This is a genomic window from Sporosarcina sp. P13 (assembly GCF_002743055.1).
GTDB lineage: Bacteria > Bacillota > Bacilli > Bacillales_A > Planococcaceae > Sporosarcina.
The window spans coordinates 1-14665 of the sequence record NZ_PDYM01000021.1; the positions used below are offsets into that span (position 1 = coordinate 1).

18 protein-coding genes and 1 rRNA gene are annotated in these 14665 nt (G+C 40.4%); 18 read left to right on the plus strand and 1 reads right to left on the minus strand.

Translation table 11 applies throughout. The annotated features are described in order from the left end of the window. Positions 1–22 precede the first annotated feature (22 nt). The 11 genes from rrf (at position 23) to rsmI (ending at position 7335) form a co-directional block, all read left to right on the plus strand. Positions 23–138: ribosomal RNA gene (rrf, locus tag CSV79_RS10465) — 5S ribosomal RNA — on the plus strand. A 76-nt stretch (positions 139–214) separates the two neighbouring features. Continuing rightward, a complete protein-coding gene (locus tag CSV79_RS10470; RefSeq protein ID WP_099689003.1) occupies positions 215–1660 on the plus strand; it encodes an aminotransferase class I/II-fold pyridoxal phosphate-dependent enzyme in 1446 nt (481 codons plus the stop codon). Beyond that, the gene (tmk, locus tag CSV79_RS10475; RefSeq protein WP_099689004.1) at positions 1657–2298 is read left to right on the plus strand and encodes a dTMP kinase; all 642 of its coding nucleotides are present in this window, start codon (positions 1657–1659) and stop codon (positions 2296–2298) included. The genes CSV79_RS10470 and tmk overlap by 4 nt, the downstream gene beginning before the upstream one ends. A 54-nt stretch (positions 2299–2352) precedes the next feature. Next, positions 2353–2682, plus strand: a complete 330-nt coding sequence (locus CSV79_RS10480) for a cyclic-di-AMP receptor (protein ID WP_099689048.1) — start codon at positions 2353–2355, stop codon at positions 2680–2682. Between the two features lie 17 nt (positions 2683–2699). After that, a complete protein-coding gene (locus tag CSV79_RS10485) occupies positions 2700–3140 on the plus strand; it encodes a YaaR family protein (protein ID WP_099689005.1) in 441 nt (146 codons plus the stop codon). Between the two features lie 73 nt (positions 3141–3213). Continuing rightward, entirely contained in the window at positions 3214–4218 is a 1005-nt protein-coding gene (holB, locus tag CSV79_RS10490) for a DNA polymerase III subunit delta' (RefSeq protein WP_099689006.1), read from the plus strand. Next, positions 4211–5038 carry a PSP1 domain-containing protein gene (locus CSV79_RS10495; protein WP_099689007.1) on the plus strand — a complete coding sequence of 276 codons (828 nt, stop codon included), beginning with the start codon at positions 4211–4213 and terminating at the stop codon, positions 5036–5038. The genes holB and CSV79_RS10495 overlap by 8 nt, the downstream gene beginning before the upstream one ends. Before the next feature lie 13 nt (positions 5039–5051). Further along, positions 5052–5411, plus strand: a complete 360-nt coding sequence (gene yabA / locus CSV79_RS10500; RefSeq protein WP_099689008.1) for a DNA replication initiation control protein YabA — start codon at positions 5052–5054, stop codon at positions 5409–5411. A 58-nt stretch (positions 5412–5469) separates the two neighbouring features. Continuing rightward, entirely contained in the window at positions 5470–6210 is a 741-nt protein-coding gene (locus tag CSV79_RS10505; RefSeq protein ID WP_099689009.1) for a tRNA1(Val) (adenine(37)-N6)-methyltransferase, read from the plus strand. Then, complete coding sequence (locus tag CSV79_RS10510; protein ID WP_099689010.1) at positions 6197–6460, plus strand: GIY-YIG nuclease family protein; 264 nt, start codon at positions 6197–6199, stop codon at positions 6458–6460. The genes CSV79_RS10505 and CSV79_RS10510 overlap by 14 nt, the downstream gene beginning before the upstream one ends. Beyond that, positions 6460–7335 carry a 16S rRNA (cytidine(1402)-2'-O)-methyltransferase gene (gene rsmI / locus CSV79_RS10515; protein WP_099689049.1) on the plus strand — a complete coding sequence of 292 codons (876 nt, stop codon included), beginning with the start codon at positions 6460–6462 and terminating at the stop codon, positions 7333–7335. The genes CSV79_RS10510 and rsmI overlap by 1 nt, the downstream gene beginning before the upstream one ends. Before the next feature lie 53 nt (positions 7336–7388). On the opposite strand, the gene CSV79_RS10520 is transcribed toward rsmI, so the two are convergent. Continuing rightward, positions 7389–7664 carry a transition state genes transcriptional regulator AbrB gene (locus CSV79_RS10520; protein ID WP_099689011.1) on the minus strand — a complete coding sequence of 92 codons (276 nt, stop codon included), beginning with the start codon at positions 7662–7664 and terminating at the stop codon, positions 7389–7391. 268 nt (positions 7665–7932) lie between these two features. Between CSV79_RS10520 and metG the strand changes: the two genes are divergently transcribed. The 7 genes from metG to CSV79_RS10555 all read left to right on the plus strand — a co-directional run bounded on the left by metG (position 7933) and on the right by CSV79_RS10555 (position 14586). Next, positions 7933–9927: a methionine--tRNA ligase gene (metG, locus tag CSV79_RS10525; RefSeq protein ID WP_099689050.1), complete on the plus strand. Its 1995-nt coding sequence runs from the start codon at positions 7933–7935 to the stop codon at positions 9925–9927. Between the two features lie 207 nt (positions 9928–10134). Next, the gene (locus tag CSV79_RS10530; protein WP_099689012.1) at positions 10135–10902 is read left to right on the plus strand and encodes a TatD family hydrolase; all 768 of its coding nucleotides are present in this window, start codon (positions 10135–10137) and stop codon (positions 10900–10902) included. A 137-nt stretch (positions 10903–11039) separates the two neighbouring features. Beyond that, complete coding sequence (locus CSV79_RS17365; RefSeq protein ID WP_099689013.1) at positions 11040–12269, plus strand: G5 and 3D domain-containing protein; 1230 nt, start codon at positions 11040–11042, stop codon at positions 12267–12269. Between the two features lie 137 nt (positions 12270–12406). Continuing rightward, entirely contained in the window at positions 12407–12973 is a 567-nt protein-coding gene (rnmV, locus tag CSV79_RS10540) for a ribonuclease M5 (protein ID WP_099689014.1), read from the plus strand. Further along, complete coding sequence (gene rsmA / locus CSV79_RS10545; RefSeq protein ID WP_099689015.1) at positions 12966–13859, plus strand: 16S rRNA (adenine(1518)-N(6)/adenine(1519)-N(6))-dimethyltransferase RsmA; 894 nt, start codon at positions 12966–12968, stop codon at positions 13857–13859. Before rnmV ends, rsmA begins: the two co-directional genes overlap by 8 nt. Before the next feature lie 144 nt (positions 13860–14003). Then, positions 14004–14270: a biofilm formation stimulator Veg gene (veg, locus tag CSV79_RS10550; RefSeq protein ID WP_009499413.1), complete on the plus strand. Its 267-nt coding sequence runs from the start codon at positions 14004–14006 to the stop codon at positions 14268–14270. A 142-nt stretch (positions 14271–14412) separates the two neighbouring features. Continuing rightward, complete coding sequence (locus CSV79_RS10555) at positions 14413–14586, plus strand: small, acid-soluble spore protein, alpha/beta type (protein ID WP_099689016.1); 174 nt, start codon at positions 14413–14415, stop codon at positions 14584–14586. Positions 14587–14665 lie beyond the last annotated feature (79 nt).

A 14665-nucleotide genomic window follows, 5' to 3' on the forward strand; every position in this document is an offset into this window, starting at 1 on the left:
TTTGAGTGAACAACTCAAACAGTCTAGTAACGATAGCGAAGAGGTCACACCCGTTCCCATACCGAACACGGAAGTTAAGCTCTTCAGCGCCGATGGTAGTTGGGGGTTTCCCCCTGTGAGAGTAGGACGTTGCTGGGCACGCGAAGCCATTCACTATGAATTCATAGTGGATGGCTTCTTTGTGTTCTCATTAAAAAAGAGGGGTGCATAGCAGATGATTTATGAAGATCGGCCACTTGTTCAGGCACTTGAAAAATTTCATCAACAACAACATGTTTCATTTCATGTGCCTGGTCATAAACATGGATCATTGTCTGGTTTACCACATGAATTACGACAGGCATTAGCCTATGATGTAACAGAGCTGACGGGTCTTGATGATTTGCATGAACCGCAAGGGGTGATTCAGCAAGCGGAGTTAAAGTTAGCAGCACTTTACGGTAGCGATAGAAGCTTCTTTCTGGTTAATGGTTCAACGGTTGGGAATTTGGCGATGTTGTATGCAACAGTGAGGTATGGAGATACCGTGTTGGTACAGAGAAATGCGCATAAATCAGTATTTCATGCGTTAGAACTAACTGAAGCAAAGCCGGTGTTTTTGTCTCCACAGTGGGATGAAACCACACAAACAGCAGGTTATGTAACGTTAGAAAGCGTAAAGGTAGCAGTTTTACAATCTACTAATGTCAAAGCAGTTGTTTTAACGAACCCAACATATTACGGAATGAAAAATAATGAGTTGAAAGAAATTATCACTTTTTGTCACACGCGTGGAATTCCGGTATTAGTGGACGAGGCGCATGGTGCCCACTTTATTGTGGATGAAATATTTCCTGAAAGTGCATTACAATTAGGAGCAGATGTAGTTGTACAATCAGCGCATAAAACGTTGCCAGCCATGACGATGGGCTCATTTTTACATGTTCATTCAGATTTGGTGAGTAAAGAGCGAGTCGCGCACTATCTGCATATGCTACAGTCGAGTAGTCCATCCTATGTAGTAATGGCTTCATTAGACGATGCACGGCAGTATGTGGAGTCTTATAATAAAGATGACTCCGCATATTTTCAAGCTTATCGTAAGAAGTTGCTACAAGGCTTGCGAAGTATCCCTACAATCCGTGTGGTAGAAGTGGATGATGCATTAAAGTTATTGGTGCGAGCGGAAGGACATACAGGACTTTCATTGCAGAAAGCATTAGAGAATCAAGGAGTCTATACAGAGTTGGCAGATTTGTATCAAGTTTTATGGGTACTACCTCTCGTCAAAAGTGGTTATACTGACAATCAGATGGAGCTAATTGAGAAGTGTAGAACAGCAGTGGCTTCACTGAATCAGTCTGAAAGTAGCGTAGTAACGTCAAACATTTTCATGCCCCCACTTCCTGTATCAACTGTCGTGTATCTATCCAATCAGCTCGTTGGAATGAAAACGGAGTGGAAGCATATAGATAAGGCAACAGGATGTATTGCTGCTGAAGCTATTGTTCCGTATCCACCGGGAATTCCATTGCTATGCGCGGGTGAACGGGTATCGAAAGAACATATTACGCAGTTAGTTGCTTTATTAGTAGCGGGAAGTCACTTTCAAGGTGCAATCAAACCGGAGACAAATCAAATAAAAGTTGTTGTTGATGAGGATAGGGGACGTTTACTATGACAGGACTATTTATCAGTTTTGAAGGACCAGAAGGAGCAGGTAAGACATCTGTATTGCAGGAAGTTGCTACACGATTGAAAGCACTAGGACATGCTGTCGTCGTAACGCGTGAACCAGGTGGGATTCCAATCGCGGAGAAAATTCGTGAAGTGATTTTAGATACGAGTCATCATACGATGGATGGGAAGACAGAAGCTTTACTATATGCAGCCGCACGACGACAACATTTGGTGGAAAAAGTAATACCTGCTCTGGAACAAGGGATGGTCGTGCTATGCGATCGCTTTATCGACAGTTCATTGGCTTATCAAGGAGTTGCGCGCGGTCTAGGATTGGAAGAAGTACTAGCGATCAATCTGTTTGCGATAGAGGATCATATGCCGGATTGTACGGTGTTTTTTGATGTGCCGCCTGAAGTTGGATTAGCGCGTATCTGGAAAGATAAAGAACGAGAACAAAATCGTCTGGATCTTGAAACGTTAGAATTTCATCAGCTAGTTTATAAAGGCTACCAAGAAGTAATGCGCAAAGATGTAGAACGCTTTCGTGTAGTGGATGCGCGGAAGCCACAGTCTGAAGTTTTCGAAAAAGTTTGGAGAATTGTAAGTTCAAAAGTCAACAAGCACAAGGATTCATGATATAATATGAAAGAACACTACTTTTATAAGAAATCGGAAAAAGGGGAGAGTACATTGAAACTGATCGTAGCAGTGGTACAGGACCAAGATAGTAACCGATTATCTTCCGCGTTAACTAAAAATGATTTTCGGAATACGAAATTAGCTAGTACAGGCGGATTTCTTCGTGCAGGAAATACCACATTCTTGATGGGTGTGGAGGATGAGTTAGTCTCAAAAGCATTAGACTTAATTCGTGAAAATTGTCGGTCACGTGATCAGATGGTAGCACCAGTTTCGCCAATGGGTGGAAATGCAGATTCATATATACCGTATCCGATCGAGGTAGAGGTAGGCGGAGCTACTGTATTTGTCTTGCCAATTGAACAGTTCCACCATTTTTGATGTTGAGGTGAACACTGATGAAAGTCAATGGTGATTTACGGACGGGAATGGATAAACTACCGCCAGATTCGCTTCGCCAACAGTCGGGCAATGCTCGTTTTGGTCAAATGGTTGAACAGCAAGGAGCACGTCTGCAAGGTGAACAAATCACTCGACTCTTTGGGGATATTTCAACTGTGGGAGATCAACTAGCTAGATCACGCAACTTGCGGGATATGGCAAAGTATAAAATGCTGATCAAGCGTTTTTTGAAGGAAGTAGTTGAATCTGGCATTGAATTGAAGCAATCCCATACATGGAATCAATTTGGCGATGGACGTCGATTGAAGATTGTTCAAACGATTGATGAGAAACTAATTGCACTAACTGAAGCCTTAGTAGATGAAGAAGAATCCTCTATTGATTTACTGGCTAAGATAGGAGAAATCAAGGGACTTCTTATCAACTTATATATGTAATCCCGTGCTACACTTACCTGTAGTACGGGGTTTTTTGCAACAACTATAGAATAATTGCTAAGGAGGAGATTGCATGTCGGACATTATGCATGCCCTGCAGTCTCAGCAACAAGTAACAAAGCGTTTACAAGCCATTTATAATAGAAACCGAATTGGCCATGCCTATATATTTGACGGATCAAATGGAGCAGGAAAAGAAGCTATAGCATTCTACTTTACGAAGTTACTATTATGCATGAATCCAATAGAAAATGTTCCATGTGAAACATGTCACTCATGTAAAAGAATTGATTCCGGTAACCATCCAAACGTTATGCTGATCAGACCAGATGGACAGGATATAAAAAAAGAACAGATGTCTAGCTTGATTATGAAGATGACGAAAAAGGGGTATGAAGAAGGTCGTAAAGTATATGTGATTGCGAATGCGGAAAGAATGAACACGTCGGCTGCTAATACATTACTGAAATTTCTTGAAGAACCTGAGGGGAATGTAACGGCAATCTTGCTTACTGACTCTTACCAATCCATTTTGCCAACGATTCAATCACGCTGTCAGCGGATATCCTTACAGCCGATGAATCGACAAGAAAGTATGGAAAGCCTCATAACGCAAGGTATTACGCCATCGATGGCTGCTACGGTTACGATGTTGACTGCGAATGTGAATGAAGCTTATGAAATGGCACAAGAAGATTCTTTTGTACAGAGACGAAGATTAGTGTTAAAATTAGTAGAGGTAATAGAACAACGATCGCCTGGGGAGGCTTTGTTGTTCATCCAGACAGATTGGATGCCTTTGATGAAGGAAAAAAGTGATTGCGAACAAGGGATTGACTTGCTTCTCTTTGCTTACCGTGATATTGTTGCGGTAAAAGCGGGGTTGCAATCAACTATTGCGTATCCAGATCAACTAGAATTCTTCACCAGACACTCTGTTAAAAATGCGTATAGCAGTTTAACTGTGAAAATAGATGCCATCTTGCAGGCAAAAAAACGATTGCATCAAAATATGAATCGTACGCTTTTACTAGAACAATTGGTGCTTACTATGCAGGAGGGGTTATTGTTTGTTTAAAGTCGTAGGCGTCCGTTTTAAAAAGGCGGGAAAGTTATATTATTTCGACCCATTAGATTTGACTATCGAAATCGGTAACTATGTCATTGTGGAAACCGCAAGAGGCGTAGAGTATGGAAAAGTAGCTAGTCGAAGTAACGAAATAGACGATGAAGATGTCGTCTTGCCGTTGAAGAAGATTATCCGTCTTGCAGACGAGAGTGATCGAGAACGTGTGAAAGAAAATCAACAGGAAGCAGAGCAAGCTTTCGATGTATGTGTTGAGAAAATTATAGAGCATCAACTTGATATGCGTTTAGTGGATGTAGAATATACATTTGACCGCAATAAAATTGTTTTTTACTTTACCGCAGAAGGGCGTGTAGACTTCCGTAACTTAGTAAAGGATCTAGCGGCTATCTTCCGAACAAGAATTGAGTTACGTCAGATTGGTGTGCGTGATGAAGCGAAGATGCTTGGCGGCATAGGACCTTGTGGAAGAATGCTTTGTTGTTCTACATTTTTAGGAGATTTTGAGCCAGTTTCTATTAAGATGGCAAAGGATCAAAACCTATCATTGAATCCATCGAAGATTTCCGGACTTTGCGGCCGACTCATGTGTTGTCTGAAGTATGAGAATGACGAATATGAAGAAGCGAAAGCGCAAATGCCTGATATTGGTAAACAAGTTGTTACGCCAGACGGGGTAGGAAAAGTAGTTGGTTTGAACTTATTGGAGCGCGTGCTACAAGTGAATATACCAGCGTTTGAAAGAGTACTTGAGTATGCGTGGAGTGAGATTGAGGATTTACAGAAGGAAATGGCTCAATTGACGAATTGATGAGGTGGAACAGTTGAAAGAAGTGAACTTTCTTGACAGAGTAATGGAGTTTGAGCAACAGTTGGACTCCATGCAAAAACAATTCAGGGAACTCATTGGGTTTGTCGCAGAGATGACTGAAGAAAACCACTCGCTTCGTCTGGAAAACCATCATTTACGAGCGCGGCTGGACGAAATCGATAAGATTACACAACATATAGAAGAGACCACACGTGATGAGAGTCCGAAAAAGCTAGATGTTGGCGAAGGCGTAGATAATCTGGCACGTCTGTACAATGAAGGTTTTCATGTGTGCAACGTCCATTATGGCAGTAGTCGTAAAGGCGAAGATTGTTTGTTTTGTCTGTCATTTTTAAATAAACAGAACGGCTGAAATGGTCAATTCCTATTTTTAGGTATTGGCTTTTTCTTTTGATTGAGGAGTGTATATTGTGAATTTACAAGATGATGAACGGCTTGACTATTTATTAGCGGAAGACTTACGTATTATTCAAAGTCCTTCTGTCTTTTCATTTTCATTGGACGCAGTATTGTTGTCTCGTTTTGCTTCAGTGCCGATCAATAGAGGAAAAATTGTCGACTTGTGTACGGGAAATGGGGCCATTCCGTTGTTCTTGAGTGCACGGACAAAGTCAAGAATTATAGGTATTGAACTACAGGAACGACTAGCAGATATGGCAACGAGAAGCGTGGTTCACAATGAGTTAGATGAACAGATAATGATCATACAAGATAACGTCATTGGAATCGCAAAAAAAATAGGTTTTGAAGCGTATGACACGGTTACTTGCAATCCACCTTATTTTCCGGCAATAGACGCTAGTACAAAAAATAAAAGTGAGCATTATACTATTGCCCGTCATGAAGTAGAGTTAACATTGGATCAAGCCGTCCGATCTGCAAGTGAGTTATTGAAGCAAGGCGGTAAAGCAGCATTCGTTCATCGTCCGGGAAGATTGATGGATATACTTACTTCCATGCGACAGAATCGATTGGAACCAAAACGTATTCGATTTGTCTTTCCAAAGGAAGGGAAGGAAGCGAATACGTTATTAATTGAAGCGATAAAAGATGGAAAGCCGGACTTGAAGATCCTACCACCTTTGTATGTCTACACGCAGGATGGAGAATACACCGAAGAAGTGAGGCACTTGTTGTATGGCGACGAGTGAGCATTTCTTTTATGTGCTGGAATGTCGGGATGGTTCGTATTACGCGGGTTATACAAATAATCTAGAACGCCGCTTGTGCGTCCATAATGAAGGAAAAGGTGCAAAGTATACGAGGGGACGCTTGCCTGTACACTATGTATATTACGAAAGGTATGAAACAAAAAGACAAGCAATGCAAATAGAGTATCAATTCAAGAAGTTGAATCGCTTGCAAAAAGAGCAGTATATTCGAAAGGGGCAATCCGAATGATTACTTCTCAAAAAAGTGCTGAGATGACCGAAGCAGGTAAGTTGTTTATCGTTGGCACGCCGATTGGTAACCTAGAAGATATGACATACCGTGCAATTCGCATCTTGCAGGAGGCAGACTTTATTGCTGCAGAAGATACACGAAATACTATTAAGCTTTGTAATCATTTCGATATCCGCACTCCAATGATCAGCTACCATGAACATAATACACGAGTGGCAGGAGAAAAAATTATAGAACATCTACAAAGTGGGAAAGATATAGCTATCGTTAGTGACGCAGGTATGCCATGTATTTCAGATCCAGGAGCAGATCTTGTAGAACTAGCGATTGAACAAGGGCTAGCGGTTGTTCCAGTTCCCGGTCCGAATGCCGCAGTCACTGCATTAGTTGCTTCCGGGATAACCCCTCAACCCTTTTTGTTTTGGGGATTCTTACCGAGACAAAAGAAGGAACAAAAAGTACAACTTGCAAAACTACAACGCTATGAAGAAACCTTGTTATTTTATGAAGCACCCCATCGCCTAAAACAAACGCTAAAAGCACTCGTTGAGCAATTTGGCAATGAACGAAAAATTGTCATGGCACGGGAACTAACAAAGCGCTTTGAAGAGTTATTGAGAGGTACATTGGTAGAGGCAGTAGAATGGGCTGAAACGAATGAGATTAAAGGAGAGTTTTGCTTAGTAGTAGAAGGGAATCGACATGTACAGGAAGAACAAGTTGATGTCTGGTGGTCAGATCTAACTGTAAAAGAACATGTTGAGCATGTAATAGAACGGAAGGAAATACGTTCGAAAGAGGCTATTCGTGAAGTAGCGGAAGCACGAGAAATGAGTAAGCGAGATGTCTATCAAGCCTATCATGTAGATTGATGAAGAAATAAAAAAGGAATCCTGGACGATTGAACGTTCAAGATTCTTTTTAATTAATTGATTTTCTCTTCAATTTCTTGAATGAGTTGTTTTGCGCCTTCAGGACTTAAAATTAACTTACCGTCAATTAGACGAAGGTTATCGTCTGAGACTTCTCCTGTAATAGAACATGTCATATTAGGCATGTACTTTTTCAAGATAATTTTATCGTCGTCTACGTATATTTCCAACGCATCTTTTTGCTCGATGCCAAGTGTACGACGTAGTTCAATGGGGATGACAACGCGACCTAACTCGTCAACTTTTCTCACGATTCCAGTAGATTTCATGACAAGGATTCCTCCTACACTCTAGATTTCTTTTCGTCAAAATTCGACATGATTCTCTTGCCTAATATTTATCATACCAACTCTTCCAATAACCGTCAATCAACATAACTTGAATTATGTCTATTATTATTTATCACTTTTTTGACAAGGGAAAAGTGGAAGTTGAATAGAGTTTTAACTACCACAACATTTGCTGTGATTGATAAAAGATAGAAGACTCGTACAGAATTGCTTGATAACATGGCACTTTTGCATAACATCCGATAAAATGAAACTATACATTAATTATTTGGAGGAATTTTGTGTGGACAATCAATCTAAAACATTTTATATTACAACACCTATTTATTACCCGAGCGGAAAGTTCCATATAGGAACGGCTTATACGACGATTGCATCCGATGCAATGGCACGCTATAAGCGCCTACGTGGATATGACGTTAGATTTTTAACAGGGATGGACGAACATGGCCAGAAGATTCAAGAGAAAGCCGAAGAAGAAGGGCTTTCACCACTTACGTATGTAGATGGAATTGCTGATATCGCAAAGAGTCTTTGGAAACTTATGGACATTTCCTATGATGATTTAATTCGCACAACTGAAGATCGTCATAAAAGAGTTGTAGAAAAGATCTTCCAAAAGTTCCTTGAAAATGGAGATATCTATAAAGGGAAATACGAAGGATGGAAATGTGTACCGTGTGAATCATATTTTACAGAGTCACAGCTGGAAGATGGTAATTGTCCTGATTGTGGACGTCCCGTACAACGTGTGGAGGAAGAGTCGTATTTCTTTAATATGAAGAAATACTCTGATCGTCTATTAGCGTATTATGAAGAAAATCCAACATTTATTGAGCCAGAATCACGTAAAAATGAAATGATCAATAACTTTATCAAACCGGGATTAGAAGACTTGTCAGTTTCCCGTATGTCATTTGATTGGGGAATTAAAGTACCTGGAGATCCGAAGCATGTAATTTATGTGTGGGTAGATGCGTTGACGAACTATATTACGTCTCTTGGCTATATGACAGACGATGATTCGCTGTTTAAAAAGTATTGGCCGGCAGATGTTCATGTTGTAGGAAAAGATATTGTCCGCTTCCATACGATTTACTGGCCAATCTTCTTAATGGCACTTGATTTGCCGTTACCGAAAAAAGTGTTTGCGCATGGTTTCATCATGATGAAGGATGGAAAAATGTCAAAATCTAAAGGTAATGTGGTCTATCCTGAAATGCTAGTGGAACGTTTTGGTTTGGATGCAACGCGCTACTTCTTATTGCGTGAACTTCCATTTGGACAAGATGGCGTATTTTCCCCAGAAGCATTTGTTGAGCGCATTAACTATGACTTGGCAAATGATTTAGGAAACTTACTAAACCGTACTATTTCAATGATTAATAAATACTTTGATGGTGCTATTTTGACGGAAAACTTGGAGCCTACGGAGTTTGATAAGTCACTACAAGCAATGATCCAGCAAACTGTAGAAAAATATGAAAACTCCATGGAAAAAATGCAATTCAGCGTCGTGTTATCTGATGTCTGGGCATTGATTTCTCGTACAAATAAATATATTGATGAGACTTCGCCTTGGGTATTGGCAAAAACAGAAGAAGACCGTAAGAAGTTAGCTTCCGTTATGTATCACTTGGCGCTTTCCCTTCATCATACGGCAGTTCTTTTACAACCATTCATGACGAATGCGCCAAAGCAAATGGTAGAACAACTAGGTCTGTCAAAAGATTCACTTGGCTGGGATTCATTACGAGAAGATTACAGTATTCCGACAGGTACTACAGTAATCAATAAAGGTGTTCCTATCTTCCCACGTTTAGAAACAGAAGTTGAAGTAGAATTCATCCGTCAGCAAATGGCAATCACTGCACCTGCTGAAATGGAAGAGGAAGTAAAAGACGAAGTTGAAGAATCAAATGAAATTTCATTTGATGACTTCATGAATATAGAATTACGCGTGGCTACCGTAACAGCTTGCGAGAAAATACCAAAAGCCGATAAATTACTAAAACTACAGGTGGATCTAGGCTACGAGCAGCGCCAAGTAGTCTCAGGCATCGCCGAATACTACGATGCAAAAGACGTAATAGGCATGAAAGTAATTGTTGTAGCGAACCTAAAGCCAGTAAAACTACGGGGTGAAATTTCACAAGGGATGATCCTGGCGGGACAAAAGGATGGCATATTAAAACTTGCAACAGTGGATCAAGCGTTAGAAAATGGTGCGCAAGTAAAATAACTATATGAAACGTCTACCACATTGGTAAATATTACAGACTGTAGACAAACTCTAAAATTAGAGTTTGTCTACAGTTTTTCTTTTATTACCTACGTTCCTTTCTACTTGGCAGAATAAAAAGATTCTTTGTAATGAAAATGTAATATAACTGAGAAGAAAGTAACAAACAAAGATTATAGAATAGGAAACAGTGTGAGGAGAGATGAAATGTTTATTGATACACATGTCCACTTGAATGCAGATCAATATGAACACGATGTAGAAGAAGTTATACAACGTGCAATCGATGCAAAAGTAGAAAAGATGATTGTCGTTGGCTTTGATACAAAAACAATCAAGATTGCTATGGAGTTAATCGAGCGATTTCCATTCATTTATGGAGTGATTGGTTGGCATCCTGTTGACGCAGTCGATTGTACAGAAGATGATTTACAGTGGATTAAAGAATTATCGGTACATCCAAAAGTCGTTGGCATCGGTGAAACCGGCTTGGATTATTACTGGGACAAATCACCGAAAGATATACAACAAGAACTGTTTCGTAAACAAATTAGGTTGGCCAAAGAAGTAAACTTACCAATCATTATTCATAACCGAGATGCAACAGGCGACGTAGTTCGTATTTTGCAGGAGGAAACTGCGAGTGAAGTAGGGGGTATTATGCATTGTTACGGTGGTAGTGTAGAAACTGCTAAGCAATGTATTGATATGAACTTTCTAATTTCTCTTGGCGGTCCCGTGACATTTAAGAATGCAAGAATGCCAAAAGAAGTGGCAACAGAAATTCCGTTAGAAAAGTTGCTGATTGAAACGGATGCACCCTATTTAGCACCACATCCGTACCGAGGAAAGCGCAATGAACCTTCGTATGTTCCGCTAGTGGCGGAAGAAATTGCACGATTGAAGGAGATTTCGGTTGAGGAAGTTGCTAAGCAAACCACTGAAAATGCTATGCATCTTTTCCGTATAGTGTAGGTATAGTAGTTACTGAGTTTAAAAACTTCAGTGGGAGGAAGTTGGTCATACATTTTTAATCACCAATAGTTTAGAAGATTAACAGGTGAAAATAAGCGCTATATACTCAGCCGAGTAATGAAAGGGGAAATTTTTTCATGTCACAGAAGACCACGAAGGGTAAACGCGTTGCAGTTTTACTTATTGCAATCGCTTTATTCATCACAACTACGTCTCTTGTATTGATTGAAGGAAAAAAGAAAGATGTCACTATGGATCTAAACGGTAAGAAGATAGAGTTGCGTACAGCTGCATCGACAGTTGAAGAAGTATTAGCCGAAAATGATGTACAGGTAAAGCAACACGATCACTTGGAGCCGGCAATGCATACACCGCTTGAGAATGGCTTAGTTATCACATGGCAAGAAGCGAAAAAAGTTGCTATTGCAGTTGATGGAGAGGCGCAGGAATTATGGACAACAGAAAAGACTGTACAAGATGTATTGAAGACAGCAAATATCGAGATCAACACGCACGATGAAATAGAACCAGCATTGGCAACAACTATTTCAGATAATCAGCCGATCACGATTGCGAAAGCATTTCAAGTTACTGTGAAAGATGGTGGCAAAGAAAGCACGCACTGGTCCACTTCGACCACTGTCGCTGACTTTTTAAAGGATCAAAATATCCGATTGTATAATTTGGATAAAGTAGAAGGCGATTCAAAAGCGCAGCTTACATCGTCTAATGCAGTTGTAAATATTGCACGAGTAGAAAAGGTCACCGATGTTGTGGAAGTTCCAGCAGACTTCAAAGTAAAAAGAAAAACAGATCTTACAATGCTAAAAGGTCAAGAGAAAGTTACGACTGAAGGTAAAAAAGGTAAGGTCCAAGAGAAGTTTATAATAACGAAGAAGAACGGGGAAATTGTTTCCCGTGAATTAGTAAGTAAAGAGGTTGTTGTAGAACCTACACATAAAGTAGTGAATGTAGGGGCGAAAGTTGTAGTTGCTAGCGCTAATTCTACAAGCAAGGCGCAAACCGCGAAAAGTGCAAACGTAGGTGTTTCACGAAGCAACGAACCAAGTGGTGGTGGAAAAGAATTTTACGCCAATGCAAGTGCCTATACTGCTTACTGTACTGGTTGTTCAGGAATAACTGCAACGGGCATTAACTTACGTGCAAATCCGAACATGAAATTAATTGCTGTAGACCCACGAGTGATTCCACTAGGCTCTAAAGTTTGGGTTGAAGGATACGGCTATGCGATTGCAGGAGATACAGGTGGCGCTATTAAAGGTAATCGTATCGATTTGCACATGCCAACAAAAGAAGCAGCTTATCAATTTGGACGACGTCAAGTGAAGATTAAAGTAATTAACTAATTACGATCCTCCGGTAAAGAAGAGTCATTCTTCTTACCGGCTTTTTCTGTTTTTAACAAACGTAAACGGCATGGTTGTGCGGGATGCAAAAAAACAGTAAAATAGAAAGAATGATATGAGAAGAAAAGAGGAATCCTGTGAATATAGAGGAAGTAGTTGTAGTGGAAGGGAAATCAGACACTATTGCTATCAAAAGAGCGACAGGTGCAGATACGATTGAAACAAACGGTTCTGCTATTAGTGACAAAACGATTGAGCGGATTCGTCATGCACAGCAGACACGTGGAATTATTGTTTTTACGGATCCTGACTTTCCGGGAAGACGCATACGCGCGATTATAGAAGAACAGGTACCGGGCGTTAAGCATGCGTTTCTACCAAAGAAAGAAACGATTGCGAAGAATGGACGCGGATTAGGAATTGAACATGCAAGCGACGAAGCGATACGTCAGGCGTTAGCTTCTGTTTATACGGTCAGTGAGCATACACTAGAAGAGATTCCAATGGCAATGCTACTGGACGCTAAGCTAATTGGCCACGCGGACTCAAGGGGAAGACGGGAGAAACTGAGTGAGTTATTGCAGATCGGTCAGGTAAACGGCAAGGGGCTCAAAAAACGTTTAGAGATGTTCCGGATTACCCAGCTACGGTTAGAAGAAACGATAAGGGTTCTCGATGAGGAGGAAATGAAGACAGATGTATAAAGACATCGCAACACCGATGAGAACGAAAGAAATATTACAGAAGCATGGTTTTTCATTCAAGAAAAGCTTAGGACAAAACTTTCTAGTGGATTCCAATGTGCTTCAAAATATCGTTTCTCACGCAAACATAACAGATAGTACAGGTGTTATTGAAGTAGGTCCTGGAATTGGTGCACTAACTGAGCATTTGGCGCGTAAAGCAGGGAAGGTAGTGGCGTTTGAAATAGATGGCCGACTCTTACCTGTATTAGAAGATACAATGTCTCCGTATCCTAACGTGACGGTACTTCATCAAGACGTACTAAAAGCAGATCTGCATCAAGTAATAGAAGAGCAATTCGCTGATTATGAGGATGTAGTGGTAGTAGCCAATTTACCGTATTATATAACCACTCCAATTATTATGAAGTTCTTAATGGAAAAGGCTAGAGTCAAGCAGTTGGTCATTATGATGCAAAAAGAAGTGGCGGATCGTATTACGGCTGAGCCAAGCACAAAAGCGTATGGTTCACTGTCTATTGCAGTTCAGTACTATATGGATGCAGAAGTATCGATGATTGTACCTAAAACCGTTTTTATTCCACAACCGAATGTGGAATCGGCTGTTTTACGTTTAACTCGCAAGGAAGAAGCGTATCCTGACGTAGCGGACGAGGACTTCCTATTCAACGTGACACAAGGTTCATTTGTCCATCGCCGCAAAACGTTGTGGAATAACTTACAGGCGTCTCTTCCTGAAGGTAAGGAGAAGAAGGAATTGATTCAGCAAGCATTCGATACAGTTGGAATTGACCCGGTAAGAAGAGGAGAAACATTATCAATACCAGAGTTCATTGAACTTGCAAATGCACTATACCCGTCTTTCGGTAAGCCAAGATCGGAATAAAAGTCAATTGAATTTGTTATGAAAAAGTAGTTGATTTTATCATAAAACAATTGACAAAAGTGTAGGTAGACTGTTAAAATAAAAAATTTAGTTGACAGAGCTCCTTTAAAATGTTATGCTAGTATTTAGTGAGGTGTAAGCAACATGCCAAAAACATTAGCAGACATTAAAAAGTCACTGGACGCTCATTTAGGGAAACGTCTCCACCTAAAAGCAAACGGCGGTCGTAAGAAGACGATTGAACATGCTGGGGTATTGCGCGATACGTATCGTGCTGTTTTCGTAGTAGAGTTAGACCAGGATGACAATGCGTTTGAAAGAGTTTCTTACAGCTATGCAGATATTTTAACCGAAGCGGTTGAAATAACAATTCTTGATGGTGCAGATCAAACAGCTTTCATCATCAAATAATTTATTATGCTATTTTAATTTATTTCCTAGTGAATCCGCCCGGAACGTTCTGGCGGGTTTTTTTATGTTTTCAAATATACAATGCGTAACTTTCTCTGTTTTGTCCATGCTATAGTTGTCAGCCGAAAAGGAGGAAACGTGAATGGCGAGAAAAGGCGTCATGTCAGATCAATTAAAAGAAGAAATCGCAAAAGACCTGGGTTTTTATGACGTTGTACAAAAAGAAGGTTGGGGCGGTATTCGTTCACGTGATGCAGGTAATATGGTGAAACGTGCAATTGAAATGGCGAGTAGGCAAGTGGATGAGAAAAAGTAAATCATCCATGAATCGGATAATCCAAATCAGGCTGACGATGAGAGCTGCAAAAGCGAAAATGCTTTGCAGTTCTTTTTTT